The following is a 16,539-nucleotide window of genomic DNA, read 5'->3' on the forward strand; positions in this document are numbered from 1 at the left end:
CTTCTCTCTTTTTTAGTTTATTTACCTGAATTACGACGTTTTTTAAGCCATGCAGTCAAACCACTAAGTCCAAGTAAAGCCGCACCGAACAGGCCTGCTGTTGATGCCATCTCACCAGTTGAAGGAAGATTTTTACCTGTTCCAGTATCAACATTATCACCACCAGTTACGATAGTATCATCGCCATTAGTAGTTTCATCATCGACCTCATTATCTCCAGTATCTCCTGATAGTTCATCAGCAGTTACAGCAACTGTCATTGTGCCATTACCAGGTAACTGACTTGTTGAAGCGCGAGTTGGAGTTATCTCAGCTTCATCTGGACCGAAGTAGAACGCTACATCAAGCCCCTCATGAGCTGTGTCTAAAGCTAAGAGTTCTTCTGTATCAAACTCAAGTGCAGGATTTTCTACTTCTTCAAGCATCCTAGGAGTCTCTCCGTTCCCCGCAAACCGTGATACAGGAGTAGTAATGTCAACTGCTTGAATCACACGAGTCACAGAGTCAGCTAAAGTTTCATCAATCGTTTCCTCATCAATATCTGTAAGAGCTAGTGTCGGATCGTTAGAGACTGCGAAATGTCGGAGGTCATCGGACATAGCAAGTCTACCACCGTCTGTATCAATGATTGTTACAGCATTTTCCATATTGATATATTTCGATTCTTTCTCACCTTCAATTTTAACTTCAAAGACCGCATTATATACTCCCTCTTCACCATCGAAAAACGGAACTGTGACATTGATAATCTCAGCATTCAAGTCTGTGTAACCTTTCATCGCTATAGGTGTCGCAGTTGCAAACACATCATTCTTCCAATCTGCATCTACTGCTTCATCAAGGCTCATTGCAACGCGCTCTGCATCAACATCACTGAACATTGACGAATTAATCGTGACTTTCGCTTGTTCAGTTATAACTTTAGACCCTGTTTCTTCACTGTCGGAATCCGCAAAGACTGTATAACTAACCGTTACGTCAAACTGCTCATCAAGTTGGAGTTCTTCTATACTAAATCCTGCTGGAAGTTCTAGTTCAAAGTCTCCAGTTGCTTCATGCTCTTCCCATCCTCCCACTTCTTCTGTGTCGTAGTATTTACGTTCAACTTGAGGTTGGATGAGTTCTAAAAGTTGTGCTTTAAAGTCTGTGTCATTATCAGCAACTTCATTCTGATTAATATCTACCTCTTCCTCTGTTAAAGTCAATCTATAATCATAGCCTGAAACTGTAACTGGAATGTGACCATCCACATCACTTTCAGCGAAGTTTGTAATTCCAAAAGTTTGTATCAGCGCATCCTGATTCAAACGATAACCAATATTGTAGATTCCCCCAAAGAAACGGTTAGTATTCATAAACATCTCTAAATCATCGCCATCCAACTCAATCACTGCAAGCAAATCGTCTCCTTCGATTTCCTTTACCTCCCCATCGGCATCAACGATAAAGAGTCTAAAATCAGAGCTGTTAATGATCATCTCAATTACTTCTTGCTCATCCAACTCCGACAAGTCATCATGAGATATTGCTGTTGGGTTAAAGCTGATGATAGCAGCAGTCCCATCTTCACCTACTGGGATGACTTGCTGAATAGTATCTTCAGAGTCATCAGTTGTTGTTGCAAATTCAAGGGTACGGAAAATTGTAGTGGTCTTTATTAGACCATTGTAGCTGAAAGTTACTTCATAGTCCGTGCGTGTTACGCCTGAACCGCTATCCTCTGTCACTTGCCCTTCTCCAACTCTAACTTCGACATCAGCTTCAGATATTCCACTAACGACAAGTCCTGCCGCTTCTTTTAGGGCACTATCATCACTAGAAATATTATCGAACGCTTCCGCTGTCATAGGAACTAATTCCTCTGAACTAATATCAACGATTGCTATCTCGATTTCTAACTCACCAGCGGCTGCGTGTGAAGCCGTCAAGGCATCCGTCATAAAGCTACGGTCAACATCATACAGAAGATTATCATTTCCATTAAGAATAGAAACCTTAACCTTTCCATCTTCGATATCGGAGGTATCAACATTCAAACTTCCTTTATCACGCACTGCATACTCCTCTTTACCACCAACTTGGTCAATACCAAAACGCTCCCACTCTGGTACAAAGTCTGCGTTAAAACTGATTCCTGTATTACCTGCTGGCTTTAGCTCTGCCCACTCACCATAAACATTGGCACGCTTTAAAATCAATGCTTCAAGGTCTTCATTATCCAGTTGTAGTTCTTCTGGTGTTAGCACAACTGAATTATTTGTTCCATTAAGACGGAAAACAGAAGTCCATGATTGGTCCCAATCTCCCCAGTTTTCTTGATGACGTTGATCTCCAAGTGTTTCCCATTCTTGCAAAGGACTCACTGGCCATTCTGCTACGATACGCACTGGGATGGCCTTTACAGCACCACCGACACTAAAAGTTACGTCTATTACTTCTCCAACAGTATGCGGCCCTGCTGTCCACCCCTCTGCTTCAAACTCCACATCGGTCAGCGCAACTGTTTCGTCATCTGCACCTGTAAACTGAAGACGTGCCATATCCGCAATCTGCGCAGTCGTCAATGTCGATGCTTCTGCTGGTGTTACACCAAGTCCAGGATTTTGAATCCAGTCTTGAGTAATTTCGCCGACAGAAACTGCAACTTCAACCATCGCAGGTGCTGCCTGTAAGTTTTCTCTTTCTGGGTGAGCAAGAAAATCATTCGTTGTGTCCCACAGCATCACGTCATTATTGCCATTAACAAGTCGGATTGTTGCGATACCTTTTGTTTCGATATCAGATGTGTCAACGACAACTTTCGCATTTTCACGGTTATCCACAGATGAACCTACTCCAATATCTACCCAAGATGGATTCCAGTTTTCATCATTCGGTCCAACGCCCGCCCATGTATTTGCTCCCTGCGCTGTAAGCCCTGATTTTTCAAAAATAAGTGCTTTTAATGCCGCATCATCACTGAGCTGTCCAGGAGTAATATTGATAGTTGTTGGCTGCTCACCTGCAAATCTATAAATTGTACCCCAACCTTGACTTGGAAGTGGGTTCATCGGATTGTCTGTACTAATCATGCGCCATTTTTGTGTAGGACTACCTTCGCGAGAAAAAAGTTCAAACTCTGTCGCAGTCGCAGTATCCTCAACTAAGAAATCCGTACTCACACTAGGTAAAACCAGATCACCCGCAGTGTTTTCTTCTACGGTCGGGGTTTCTGAAACAACTTCTTCCACAGATTCGTCAGCAGGAAGTTCAACATCCTCTGGAAACTCCGTTTCGGGAACTTCTACAACTTGCTCAGTGTTGATTTCTGCTTCATTTGTTGTAATAGTATCAGCAACAGCATTCATTGCTGGTGCAAGTGGACTTACCAGTAATGAGGTCGTCGCAGCGGTTGCTGCAAATTTACGGAAAATAGCTTTTTTGTTTCTGCGTTGTTTGTTTGACATAAGTCTTCCTTTCAAAATATGAGAATTGTTTAATTATAGTTTATTTTTTCTCATTTATTTATAATGTAAATTATAACAAAATTAAAAAAAAAAAAAAAACGATATGATTTTAGCCATTATATAGCTAATTTATTGACTTTGAGTTTCTCATTTTTTATTTATTTTTATTAAAGTGATTTTTTTATTTTTTTTACGTATAATAGAATGAGTATGAATTTAGAAGAAAAACTCAAAGAAATCTTTGGATATGACAATTTCCGAAAAGGACAAAAACAAATTATTGAGCAGGTGCTTTCCAAACAAGATACGCTTGGTATTTTGCCAACGGGCGCTGGGAAGTCAATTTGCTATCAACTGCCTGCAGTGATACAGTCTGGTGTGACTTTAGTCATCTCGCCTTTGATTAGCTTAATGAAAGACCAAGTAGACCAGCTCAATGTTGCAGGTATTCCAGCGACCTTTATCAATTCAACGATTGACGATTTTGAGTCTAATTTTAGAATGCAACAAGTCGAAAATGGTGCAATAAAATTACTTTTTGTTGCACCTGAACGATTTGGTTTAGACTATTTTAATCACTTTTTACAACATTTACCTATTGACCTTGTGGCTATTGATGAAGCCCACTGTATTTCACAATGGGGGCATGATTTTAGACCAAGTTATGTTGAATTTGCCCAGCATTTGCAAGATTTGCCGACACAACCTACGATTTTAGCATTAACAGCTACCGCCACCCCAAAGGTTACCGAAGACATCCAAAATCTCCTCTCTATCACTCCTTACAATACTGTAAAGACAGGATTTCTTCGTAAAAATTTAAGATTTGAAGTGGTTAAAGGTGTTGATAAACGTACTTTCCTAAAAAATTATCTCAAAAATCGAGAAAAGGGTGAGTCGGGCATTATCTATGCCAGTACCAGAAAAGAGGTTGAAGAAATCTGTGAGTGGCTTAATCGCAATAACTTTAAGGCTAATCGTTATCATGCAGGTCTCAGTGAAAATGAACGAAAGACCAATCAGGAACAATTCATTTATGATGAAATTCCGATTATGGTTGCAACCAATGCGTTTGGAATGGGGATTAATAAGTCCAATGTCCGCTTTGTCATTCATTACAGTATCCCTGCAACGATAGAAAGTTATTATCAAGAGGCAGGACGTGCTGGACGGGATGGTCTTGAATCCGATGCAATCCTCCTTTTTTCACCTAATGATGTACGAATCCGCAATTTTTTGATTGAGAGAAGCGAAGGTGATGATTCCCATAAAGAGCATGAATATGAAAAACTGCGTCAAATGCAGGCATACACTAGTTCTGAAACTTGTTTGCAACGATATATTTTGGAGTATTTTGGTGATGAAGGACAAGCTTGTGGAAAGTGTAGCAATTGTTTAGACGAGCGTGAAGATGTGGATATTACTGTTGAGACTCAAAAAGTGCTATCTTGTGTGATTCGGATGGGCGAGAGGTTTGGGAAAACCGCTGTGGCACAAGTGCTTGTCGGCTCTAAAAATAAAAATCTTGCTAAATGGAATTTTGAAAAATTATCTACTTTTGGTATTATGAAAAACTTCTCTCAAAAAGCTGTGGGTGAGTTGATTGACTTCTTAGCTGCTGAGGGTTTTCTCAGTGTGACTGCTGGAAAATTTCCAACACTTATCGTTTCAAATAGGGGAGCAAAGGTGCTTAAAGGTCAGGAAAAAGTTCATCGTCGTGCGACTTTGATTGCGGAAAAGACTGTCATTCATTCTGAGACGTTTGATGCTGAATTATTTGAGCATTTACGTGTTCTACGATTGGAAATTGCAAAGAGTGAGTCTGTACCACCATTTATGATTTTTTCTGATGCTAGTTTAAAAGATATGGCTAGACTTCAGCCTGTTGATGATACAAATTTTCTTCAAGTAAGCGGAGTCGGACCTGTTAAACTTGAAAAATATGGTTTTTCATTTATCAATAAAATTAAAGAATATAAAAAAAGCTGAGAAATTCCTCAGCTTTTTGCTTTTTATTAACTTCTAAATCCAAAGTACGCTCGATTTGTTGCCGAAGCTTCCTGACATATGTACTAAAAGTACAAATGATGATGATTGTTGTCTTTCAAACTCTTTCTATAGTTAGTTCAATATAAAAATTTGCAACAACATGAACACTCAAAGATTATTTACTTATTTTTTTATAACGCTGCATCATAATATAAGCGACAATACTGAAAATCACCGGACCACCAATCATTGAAACAACTGAGGTAAGCATATCTGTTAACGCTTTTGAGGTGTGGGCTGCTGCTGGAAGTTCAATGTAATTCACGATAGGTTGAACGATTGTAAAGAAGTTTGCACCAATAACCACAATCAAAACAAGGATTGTTAAAGCTGTTGCAACGAAATGTGACTTGAAAAATTCAATAGGTTTGTGAATCTCTTTATTTTTCTTAAAGAACCAGTAAGCAATTACAATGAGAATGTAAGGCAAGGTCATTGAAACGTTTGCCATGTAGGTCAAAACTTCGAAAAATTTGCTCGCGCCTCCTTGAGAAGTGAGAAAATTTAGTACAACGATTAATGTCACAATGGCAAATTGAACCCACATCGCAACTTTTGGCATTCCATCATCTGAGAGTTTACCAAGTTTGCCAGGCCAGAGTTTTTCTGGTGTTCCTGTAATGATTTGTTTGATTGGGCTATAAGTCAGAGTAAAGAAGGCTCCCATATATGCTAGCAACATTGATAAACCAATGTATCGTGCAAAGATACCACCGAGAATATCTGCGCCTGAATGAGATAAACCAATAGCTTGCCCGACTGCTTCTCCAAGGCTTTGAAGAAGCATATAGGGTACTGTTCCGAGATTCATGGTTTGCGCCTTGATAGCTGGAAGCCACTGCGAGTAATCGACAAAGAAACCAACGCTAAGTATTGCTACAGAATAGCCAATTGCTATAATAAGTGCTGAAATAATGATGCCGCGAGGGAAATTTTTCTCTGGTTTATCCGTTTGGTCAACCAAGCCCGCAACGGATTCGACTCCACCATAAGCAAAGATTGCAAAAACTAAAAAGGCAATAAATGCAACGCTACTTCCATCAAAGGTGGGGTTGGGTGATGATGTGAAAGAATGAAGATTAATTGGTGTCGCTGGGTGACCGTTTGCGATGAGAACAATCACCGCTCCTAAAATCAAAATAACATTCAAGGAGAGAACGGCAATTCCCGCGATTGATGTAAATTTCTTTATGGTATCAACCCCTTTTGAAACCATAAATGTGACAAGCGCCATCCAAACAACTGCTGCAATTGAAATCCATAATGGTGATGGGGTATGGGTAGAGTTTCCAAAAATCAAATTGACAATTGGAATTAATATTTTATTGGCTACTGTTACCATCCAAATGACATAAGAGGCATACCACATAAATGTCCCTACAAATGCAAAGGTAGGGTTGACTGACTCACTCATCCATGAGTAAATCCCTCCCTTTTCATCTTTAAAGGCTGAACCCATTTCTGTAACCATGAATGCAAACGGCAGGAAAAAAAGCAGGGCTCCGATAATGTACCACGGAATGGCACCATACCCCATTTGGTAGAAGGCAACAGGAATATTCCCGAAACCGAAAACAGTTGTAAAAATCATCAATGAGAGACCTACAAGCGAGAGTTTACCTTTTGTATCTTTTGACATAAGGTTTCCTTTCTTTTTGGACGCCTTAGCGTCAGTTTTTTTATTTGTTATGGTACTGACAAGACTTTTGAAGTGATTACTTCATCAGTAGAGGATTCTTTTCCCCTACTGATGTTAGTAGAATGAAAGCAAAGCTTAGTGTTGCTTATCCCTCTGCCTAGAGTTGGGTGATTTAGCAGGCACTTGCTTGGTTAAATTTCTGTCAGTAAATTTTTCGATAGATTTAATCTATCAGTACAGTTCTCTAATTAGAACGAATAGATATAATAATTATAGACAGTTACAGAACTATACCAATTTTAGAGATTAGTCTGAAAATTTCACACTAACAACAAAGCAAGCCGCTCGATATGAACTCTTAATTGAGCACATATTGGGCGACTTGTTGATTGATTAATGTCAGTATTTCCTAGAAATTGCTACTTACAAAATGCTGTAAGTATGAATATATCAGTATTCTGATCATTTTAAAATAGAGATAAGATAAGTACCGTGAGCTAATATAACTTTGGCACGGCGATCGTTACTTCATTCACTGACAGCTTTCTGTCAGCATTTTTTTACTAACAAAAGTCTGTCAGCAATTATTTTACAACTTCGTTATTCAAACGAATGATTTCAAGGAGTGTGTCAACTGCTTTTTCCATTGTTTGGACAGAAACAAATTCAAAACGACCGTGCATATTTTCGCCACCAGCAAAAAGATTCGGTGTTGGCAATCCCATAAATGAGATTTTAGAACCATCTGTTCCGCCACGGATAGGTTCAATGATTGGTACAATATCAAGATTCTCCATTGCTTGTTTCGCAATGGCAATGATTGACATATCTTTCTCAATCACTTGGGCCATGTTGTAATATTGGTCTTTAATTGTTGGTTTAACACGATTTTGTCCAAACTCTTTGTTCATTTTATCTGCAATTTCTTGCATTAAAGCTTTGCGATCATTGAACTTGTCTTCTGCATGGTCACGGATAATATATTGCGCACGCGCTTCTTCTGGTGTACCATCAAGTTTCAAAAGATGGAAGAAACCTTCACGACCTTCTGTTTTTTCAGGGCGCTCGTTTTCTGGCAGAGCATTATGGAAGTCAATAGCAAGCTGCAGGGCATTAATCATCGTATTTTTTGCTGTACCAGGGTGAACATTTTTCCCTTGAAACTCAATCACTGCACCCGCTGCTGAGAATGTTTCATACTGAAGTTCACCAAGGGGTCCACCATCAACAGTATAAGCAAAATCGACATTGAAGTCTGCCACGTCAAACTTATCTGCGCCAACCCCAATCTCTTCATCAGGTCCAAATCCAATACGAATTTCCCCATGTTCAAAATCTGGATTGGTATTAATCAAATAATCAGCCAAAGTCATGATTTCAGCAACACCAGATTTATCATCTGAACCTAGAAGTGTTGTTCCGTCTGTGTGAACTAAAGTTTGCCCCTTATAGTTTTTCAGGTTTGGAAAATCTTTTGGATCAAGCGTAAACTCAGTAGCTCCAAGCTTTATCACGGATTCACCATCATAATTTTCAAGAATTTGTGGATTAACACCTTCAGCATTGAAATCAGCCGTATCCAAATGAGCTAAAAGTCCGATTTTACGTACTTTTTTATCTGTATTTGCTGGGATAGTCCCTACGATATAGCCATTTGACTCCAGATAATGAACACCTTGAACACCAATCGCTTTCATCTCTTCGCCCATCTTGTGTGCAAAAGCGACAAGGTCTTGTGTTGAGGGCGTTGTCTCACTGTTTTCGTCTGAACGTGTGTTCACTTTCACGTATTCAATAAACCGTGGTAAAAGTTTTTCGTATTTCATATTGTTGAAATTTTCTCCTTAAATTCTAATTTTTTTGTTTCTTCATTGTAAGTGAAATGAATCATTTCAAGATTGTGAATTCCTCCAAGCTCTACTGGACGACGACCCAGCAGCCTAATCAGAAGAGACCACGTACTCGCACCATGACTGACACAAAATATATTTTGCGTATCATCTCGCTGACAAATTTCTGTCAGTGCTGACAACATTCTGTCAGCAACTTCTTCAAAACTTTCTCCTCCGAATTGCTTGAAAAATGTACTTTTATCGCGTACCTCAAGGTATTGCGGATGACCTTCAAACTGACCAAAATTTAACTCTTTCAGCCCTTTCAAACGTTCATACTGAACTTCTGGAAATACTAACTCCAATGTGTCAGAAGCACGTTCTTGCGTTGATGTGTAAAAATGGTCAAAACTTACAGGAAAATTTGTCATAAAAATTCCTGCTTTTTTTGCATCAGCAATTCCTTTTTCTGTCAGTGGCGAATCGCACCAACCCTGAGTTCTCCCTTGAACATTAAACAAAGTTTCCCCATGGCGCATCATATAAATATTTTTCACATTAATCTCCCAACGAAATAAAATTTTCTATTGGAGTTTTTTGTTGGATTTGAGCTTCAATAAAACTTTCGGCATCATCAAAAATAATTTCCGAAATCTCATACTCAGCAAAATTCAGCAAACATCTGTATTCGTGCTCACCAACTTTTTCAATCATTTCGTATTTCTCAAGCACTTGAACAAAAATATCATCTTTTGTCTTAACGACCTCTTTTCGCATGAATTTCAAAAGAAATGTCGTCATGTATTTGAGCGCATATTCTAAATCTACATCACCCATTATCTGATAGATTTCTTTTTCAAAATCCGTCAATGACAATTGCTCAGCCACTTTATAAAAATAATTTGCCAATGTTGCGGTTTGTAGATTATAACGACTAGCAAAATTCAATTTTACCTTATTAGTCCTGTTTGATAAGGTTTGAATTTTCCATGACAAATCCAAATTTGTTGCAATTTCACTATCAGTTTCCACAAAAAACGGTTCTGTGAACACATTTCTCGTTGACAGACTTTCTGTCAGTGCTGACAGATTTCTGTCAGTAAAATCTTTATCTGAAAACACATGAAAGCCTAGATAATAACGCTTATCAGCACGTACAATCAATCCAGACTCAATAAAAGCGTCCAACTGTCTATCCAAATTCTTCACATCAGCAAATTCTTTATGAATCTGACGCAAAATCGTTTCCTCATGGTGTGCCAAATATTCAATCAGAGCTTTAAAAAATGGGCGACGTGTCATCCTATTTTCATTGTAAATTTTTATCATAAATAGCAAAATACTCCCTAAAGAACTCAAAGTGGAACTCATATAGTCCCACTTTAAAATTCCACAGAATTTCATACACAAAGCACCCAAACGCTATAACTTTTACAACAAACTATAACCAAACCATTGTAAAAAGACACACGGTTTACGGTACTTCACTCCAGAACTCACCTGTTGCAAAACGACTAATAAAATAAGCAAGTTGATTTTAAAGTCGTTCTAGTATAACACAGTATAAAACTTCTATTAGGCATTAAAACTTTCAGTTAATTGAGGAACTACTTGTTTCTTACGTGACACGGCACCTTCAAGAAAGGCATGGTCATCCTCTAAAGTAAAGTGGAAAGCAGCTTCAATCTTATCAGCATGAGCGCCCAACTCCACAATTTCTGAATTAGAATTTACAATATCCGTAATCATAAAAACAAAGTCATCATAACCATTTGCTTCCATTGCTGATTTGATTGCTGATTTAAGGTCAACCAAACGTTCCAAAACCTCAGGAATATCAACAGTGTTCACTTGCGCAATACGAACCTTAGAACCATTTAACTCAAAAGTTTTCGCATCAATGTCAATCAATTCTTCTGCAGATTTATTTGCAAGATTTGTTCCAGCTTTAAGCATTGCAAGACCATATTCTTCAAGATTAACACCAGCAATTTTCGCCAATTCTTCTGCAACTTTATGGTCTGTTACATGAGTTGTAGGTGATTTCAAAAGCAAAGTATCAGAGATCAAACCTGAAAGCAAAAGTCCAGCAACCTCTTTAGGAATTTCAACACCAGCCTCAAGGAATTTACGATAAACAATAGATGATGCAGAACCAACAGGCTCAACCGTCATAAACAAAGGTGATGCTGTATTAAAGTTTGCAACACGATGATGGTCAACCACACCAAAAATCGTTACATCAGCAATGTCAGAAATCGACTGTTGAAATTCATTATGGTCAGTCAAAATAACTGTATCCACGCCTTCTTCCTTTGCTGAATTTACCACACGTGGCGCTTCAACACCAAAGTAATCCAAAACAAACTGAGTTTCCTCATTAGGCGTACCAAGAGCAACAACTTCAGTGTTAAGCGCGCCATTTGGACGATGGTTACTCAAATATGAGAAACCATAAGATGAACCGATAGCATCAGTATCAGGTTTTTGATGACCAAAAACAAGAATTTTGTCAGACATTTTTCTACCTCATTTAAAAAATTTTTTCCCAAAACACTCCTCCTTATCTCTACCTCCTCATAAATAAATGCAGAAATAAATTCTAGTGCTTCAGTTTACCCGAATCAATCAGGCAATATTCCCTTAAATTATACCAAAAATATAACTATTTTGCTCTACTTGCCCTTGTTATTCTCAAAATAAAAAAATCAGAGTAACCCCCCTGATTTTCCATATCACAATTCTCATTTTCCCCCTTATACCTTGATACGTGGCAAAAAAACTCTAATATCATCCTTATGGTAACCAACCAAAACTTTTTTATCATCAAATATAATAGGTGCTCTCAAAAATTCCGTATGATTTAGAATGAAACGAATCATATCAGATGTCGTAAGCTGCTTAACATGGAAATAATTTCTTGCTGCCTTATATGGCTTCATTGACTTTTTAGCTGAGACGATAATCTCATCAAAGCCTCCATCAGAAAGTGATAATATATGCTTTATTATATCCTCTGAAAGTTCATTCTTTGAAATACTCTCAAACTCAAGTTTATATTTTTCCAACCAAGCAATAGTTTGCTTATAGGAGTTTTCCCCCACCGTTCCATGATAAACCTTGATCATGTTCCACTTCCCCGTGGGCTTCCGCCTATCCTCTTAACAACCAATCTAAGGTTACCTCTCCCAAATCCGCAATCTGAATCAGGTGTTCCAACGAAGGGACAAATTGATTCTCCTCTATCTCTCTGATAAATCTAGGAGAAACAACGGGGAATAGTGCCACCCCAAACGCAACTTCTGAGAGATTAAGACGAGTTCTTATCGACTTAATCTTCCCTCCCAGTTCGTTCAAAATCTCAGGATGTGCGCAACTTAAAGAAGGATAGGATTGGCTCAACGTTTCCAAAGGTAAGATCGAGCCAGATTCTCTATGTTTAGCCGTCCTGCCCTCCTCCTTATCCTGAATGGAACCATTCAAAGCTTCCTCTATCTTTCTTAACAACGTAATATCTGGTTTCTTTCTCAAGAATAAAATATCCGATAATAATGCTGCTGGATAACCTATCTCTTCTGAAAGTTTCAAGATAGGAATTCTATAACGACGCATTTCTGCTTTAAAATTCTTTATTCGTTCATTAACTTCTGTTTGTTCCATTATAGACCCACTCATAAATATCCTTTCTAACGCACATCTCCTGATCAACCCACCCTTATCAAATTTTCTACTTCACTGAGTAGGACAACATTTCTTCATAAACGTTTTGAGCAATTTCTTTTGCTTGCTCAAGCCGAGCCAGCGCTTCAAACTTATTTTTCTCCGCAAAGTCTAGAGTATTCTCAATTTTCTTCTTTTCTTCTGATAAACGTTCAATTTTTTCAGCGATAGTGACGTGATTTTTCCTATATTCCCTTAGTTCTGCCCTCTTTTGAACCTCCATTTGCTCAAGTTGTTTTATTCTCACCTTCCATTTTTTCATTCCTTCACTAAGATTAGTATTTTCAGCTTGCAGGTAGACCAGTTCTTTTTGGAGTCCCGGTTGACTATTACTGCATTTTTCTTGAAGAAGCGCTTTTTTCTGTAATAACTTCACATTATTATCTTTTAATCGTCCATTTCCATCTTTTAGCTGACCAAGAAACGCTTTTTGATGGGCAAGCTCCTTCTTTGCTTGATTTAAAGCCAAGTGCAAGGAAGAGGTCATTTTTTGATAGTCTTCCAGTGTCGCCCTTGCTTCAACCTTTAGCTTACTTCCATTCTGTCTACTAAAAACAAGTAGGACTAAAAAAACAAAAAGGACAATAACAAAATCAAAAACGAAAATAAAATCTCCAACATGAAGTATTGTGAAAAAATTGTGCTGTACCTCACTTACTCTACTCGCAGTCGCAATCTTTCTTGGAAAAAAGATAAAGTGTGTCTGAAGCCGATAATACATTAACCCCATAAAAAGCAAGGCACTTCCAATCAAGCTAACACCCGTGGAAATACAATAGTAAAGCCATTGTTTACGGATAAATGAAGCAAATCCCATCAATATTGCAGTAAATAATGCAGGAGTTAAAATTGTTAGCACAAAGCCTTGCAGTACATAGTCTAAGTAAAAAATACTTTTTATTTCCAGATAGATATAAATGACTTTCAAAAAGAGAGCAACAATCAATAGCCAGTAAAATAAGCCTCTAGATTTTAGAACATTCTTATTTTCCCTCAATACCTCACTCCTCATCTATTTATTCTTTTACTCCTTCGTATGCTTAGGGCGTTTTTCTCACTGCCTTCACTCTTTTTGCATTACGAAACAAATCCGCAATCAGTGCTTTCTCTTCCAGCACTGATTCTGTAAGACGATAATATTCTTTCTCAATTTGGGCTTTTTCTCTTATAAGTTGCTCTAAAAATTGCTCTTGTTTTTTTCTATCCTGTTTTAATTTTTGGATTTCTTGATCAAGCTCTGATACCACTGTCGTTTTTACTCTTGTTTCTTCTTTTACCTTTTTGAAATTATCGACTAACACTTCTTTTTCTTCTGATAGTTGTTTAAGCTTGATCTCCGTCTCTTGCTTATTTTTAGCAAAATTTTGAGTATTTACAGCGATTTTCGACTCTAATCCTTTATTCGTTGCCTTCAAAAGAGCATTCTCTTTCTCAATTTTATCCAGCACCCTAGTATTAGCGATTACTGCCTCTGTTGAAAGCAGGTATTCTTTTTCAAGTTGCGCCAAGTTCTCTTGCAAAGTAGTATAATCATCGTTCTTCCTAGCAAGTTGTTGAGCAAAAACTTTATTAAAGTTTAAAGTAACCTTTTTTACTTCCATTAATAAGCTTGCTCGCTCGGCTTCAATCCTTGCAGGCATGGGTACACCCAAGCTATCCTTTGATTCCTCAACTAATTTATCATCCATAGCAACTAGATCTCTTGTTCAATTTCTTCTCTTAAGCGATTTAACTTCGTTTGTACTTGTTTTAATTGCTCAGAATAGACTGGGTGATGAGTTTCTTCAGTAGTATTAGATACGCTAGAAATTGTTCTCACTTCTTCCACTTTTTCTGGTTCTCGAACCTCTCTTGAACCATTCCAAATGAGAAAAGCATATTTATAAAACCCTCGAACATTCGCTAACTCAGAAGCTTCAATAAAAATCAAACGATTAAAGTATTCTTGACCAATCTCATCCAGTAGAGCAGTTTTATCCACAATATTTGCCCCTCCTCCAGTCATAATAATGAAGTCAACGTCCTCAATATCAGGGAAATTCTCTGTTACCAAAGGGGCGACAGTAAATCGGGTATAATCCTCTATTGATCTTTTTACAATATAGGAGATGTCTTTTGAATCAGCGACATTACGATTTGGGCGATAAATATAAGTTCCACTCGTACTTCCCTCACGAAGGAGTTTCTCAATCGTAAACAGCTTCGTTGAATTAATTTTTCCAGCAATTATTTTAATCAATGTCTGAATTCCCTCGAAGCGCTCAGCACCCATTGGTGCTGGATTTAAGCGATTTGATGTATTAATCAGTATGGTTCCGCCACCTATATCTAAAACACCCATACGTCCATTAGCGTAGGTATCTACAGGATGCATTCCTTCATCATAAGCCAATTCAAACGCAGTTCCCATGTATTGAGGAATAACCAAGATGTAGTCCTCAGAAGGAATTTCAATGATTAGCTCCTCCCCATCGACCCGAATATAGTGTCGTCCAATCATCAGCTCTTTCAAAATTTGGACGGTCTTGCTTTCTTCATGCAAATCTGTGATTGGTACACCCAATACGAGACGAACAACAAGAGGTTTAGTACGTGCTTCTTTGTAATCTAAAGCTAAACGTCCCAAAGCAAATTCTAAAATACGTTGTGTTTTTTTCTGTTCAATCCGACCCGAACGAGCATAAGTATCAATCATTTTTTCAGAGAGATGGTAGGCCTCTAACTCTGTTCCCCAAACAAATCGGTTTTCTCCTGCTTTATCTATAGAATAAACCTGATTTCCTTTTAGTTTCCAACCCCCAGTACACCTTGGGTGACATTTTCTGCTGTCAAATAAGAGGCAGGGTAGACATATTCCCCTCGATCACTTTTCATTTTAATTCGTTTGTTTCCTAAATCAATGGCAAAAATATTCATCCTTTTTCTCCTTTAGTTCTGAGTGGCTTTCAAAGACTCAAAACTCCTTCATCTGATACAAATTTTTATAAATGGCTGACACTTCTCAAGAGAAGATCAATGGTTTGAGCTGCCTCATTAATTTGAGTCGAATAATACTCTATCCGCTCTTTTAATTGATTAAGTTTCAATCTGGATTGCGCTTCCTGAGTAGCAGCCTCCTCTTCTGCCTTACTAATTATCTGCGAGGCTTCCGTCTTTGCTTCCTCTAGAATCTTATCCGCTTCATTTTGAGTCTTTTGCGTGATTTTTTCCCATTCTTCAAGCTGCTTATTGTTCTGTAATTCCTGCTTATTTTTTTCTTGAGCTATTAATTCACGTTCGCTTTCTAGCAAAGCCGTCTTGTAAGCAAAGTGTTCTTGAAGTTCTAATAAAACGTCCGCAACTTCTGATTTAATCTCTAGTTTTTCTCTTGTTAACCGCATCATCTCAGCGTCCTTTTCTGCAACTTTCTCATCGAAAGTCTTAGAAAGATTGACTTGCTCATCTTTTTCTGCAAGAACTTTTGTTTCAAGAGTTTCTATTTGCTTCTTTTTACTTGTTAGTTCATGCTCTAGAGATGCAACTTGCTGCTTATATTTTAGAAGATGCTCATTTAAAACTTTTTCAGACTGCGCATTTTTTTGAGAGCGCATCGATTTATTATCTTGCAATTTCACTTGCTTTAATGTTTCATATTGAACCTTAATATCTTCTTTTTCTTGTTCAACTATTTTTATTTTTTGTTTTAAGGATGTTACCTGTTGAGCAATTTCAGAAATTTGTTGAGCAGTAACTGATGTTCCTCCCTCTGAAGCTTTAGCTCCTGTCTTTCTTTGAAAAAAACCTTTTTTCTCCACCATTCTCTCCTCTGATATCCATCGTTTCAACCCTAATAAACTCAAGACTGTTTTCCACA

14 protein-coding genes are annotated in these 16,539 nt (G+C 37.9%); 1 reads left to right on the top strand and 13 read right to left on the bottom strand.

Going from position 1 to position 16,539, the window contains the following annotated elements:
- Positions 1-17: 17 nt before the first annotated feature.
- Positions 18-3,446 (bottom strand): LPXTG cell wall anchor domain-containing protein, encoded by a 3,429-nt coding sequence (locus D7I46_RS06875; protein WP_120772230.1) that lies wholly within the window; start codon positions 3,444-3,446, stop codon positions 18-20.
- Positions 3,447-3,656: 210 nt separating this feature from the next.
- Between D7I46_RS06875 and recQ the strand changes: the two genes are divergently transcribed.
- Entirely contained in the window at positions 3,657-5,435 is a 1,779-nt protein-coding gene (gene recQ / locus D7I46_RS06880; RefSeq protein WP_120772231.1) for a DNA helicase RecQ, read from the top strand.
- Between the two features lie 175 nt (positions 5,436-5,610).
- Here the strand turns inward: recQ and yjeM are convergent, their stop codons facing one another.
- From yjeM to D7I46_RS06935, 12 genes are all read right to left on the bottom strand, one after another.
- Complete coding sequence (yjeM, locus tag D7I46_RS06885) at positions 5,611-7,134, bottom strand: glutamate/gamma-aminobutyrate family transporter YjeM (protein WP_120772232.1); 1,524 nt, start codon at positions 7,132-7,134, stop codon at positions 5,611-5,613.
- Positions 7,135-7,718: 584 nt separating this feature from the next.
- Positions 7,719-8,960 carry a peptidase T gene (gene pepT, locus D7I46_RS06890; protein ID WP_120772233.1) on the bottom strand — a complete coding sequence of 414 codons (1,242 nt, stop codon included), beginning with the start codon at positions 8,958-8,960 and terminating at the stop codon, positions 7,719-7,721.
- Positions 8,957-9,523 (bottom strand): histidine phosphatase family protein, encoded by a 567-nt coding sequence (locus tag D7I46_RS06895; protein ID WP_120772234.1) that lies wholly within the window; start codon positions 9,521-9,523, stop codon positions 8,957-8,959. The genes pepT and D7I46_RS06895 overlap by 4 nt, the downstream gene beginning before the upstream one ends.
- A 1-nt stretch (position 9,524) precedes the next feature.
- On the bottom strand, positions 9,525-10,295 hold the full coding sequence (locus D7I46_RS06900) for a DUF1803 domain-containing protein (RefSeq protein ID WP_120773315.1): 771 nt from the start codon (positions 10,293-10,295) through the stop codon (positions 9,525-9,527).
- A 246-nt stretch (positions 10,296-10,541) separates the two neighbouring features.
- Positions 10,542-11,486, bottom strand: coding sequence for a manganese-dependent inorganic pyrophosphatase (locus tag D7I46_RS06905; RefSeq protein WP_120772235.1), 945 nt, complete (start codon positions 11,484-11,486; stop codon positions 10,542-10,544).
- A 236-nt stretch (positions 11,487-11,722) separates the two neighbouring features.
- Positions 11,723-12,094 carry an ArsC/Spx/MgsR family protein gene (locus D7I46_RS06910; RefSeq protein WP_120772236.1) on the bottom strand — a complete coding sequence of 124 codons (372 nt, stop codon included), beginning with the start codon at positions 12,092-12,094 and terminating at the stop codon, positions 11,723-11,725.
- Positions 12,095-12,119: 25 nt separating this feature from the next.
- Positions 12,120-12,626, bottom strand: a complete 507-nt coding sequence (locus tag D7I46_RS06915; RefSeq protein WP_162930846.1) for a helix-turn-helix domain-containing protein — start codon at positions 12,624-12,626, stop codon at positions 12,120-12,122.
- A gap of 67 nt (positions 12,627-12,693) precedes the next feature.
- Positions 12,694-13,614, bottom strand: coding sequence for a hypothetical protein (locus D7I46_RS06920; protein ID WP_162930847.1), 921 nt, complete (start codon positions 13,612-13,614; stop codon positions 12,694-12,696).
- A gap of 112 nt (positions 13,615-13,726) precedes the next feature.
- On the bottom strand, positions 13,727-14,374 hold the full coding sequence (locus D7I46_RS06925; protein ID WP_120772239.1) for a hypothetical protein: 648 nt from the start codon (positions 14,372-14,374) through the stop codon (positions 13,727-13,729).
- A gap of 5 nt (positions 14,375-14,379) precedes the next feature.
- On the bottom strand, positions 14,380-15,381 hold the full coding sequence (locus D7I46_RS06930) for a ParM/StbA family protein (RefSeq protein ID WP_120772240.1): 1,002 nt from the start codon (positions 15,379-15,381) through the stop codon (positions 14,380-14,382).
- Positions 15,382-15,470: 89 nt separating this feature from the next.
- Positions 15,471-15,602, bottom strand: a complete 132-nt coding sequence (locus tag D7I46_RS13660; protein ID WP_276116864.1) for a hypothetical protein — start codon at positions 15,600-15,602, stop codon at positions 15,471-15,473.
- A 65-nt stretch (positions 15,603-15,667) separates the two neighbouring features.
- Positions 15,668-16,483: a hypothetical protein gene (locus D7I46_RS06935; protein WP_120772241.1), complete on the bottom strand. Its 816-nt coding sequence runs from the start codon at positions 16,481-16,483 to the stop codon at positions 15,668-15,670.
- Positions 16,484-16,539: the final 56 nt, after the last annotated feature.

It is taken from the genome of Lactococcus allomyrinae (genome assembly GCF_003627095.1).
In the GTDB taxonomy this organism is placed as follows: domain Bacteria; phylum Bacillota; class Bacilli; order Lactobacillales; family Streptococcaceae; genus Lactococcus; species Lactococcus allomyrinae.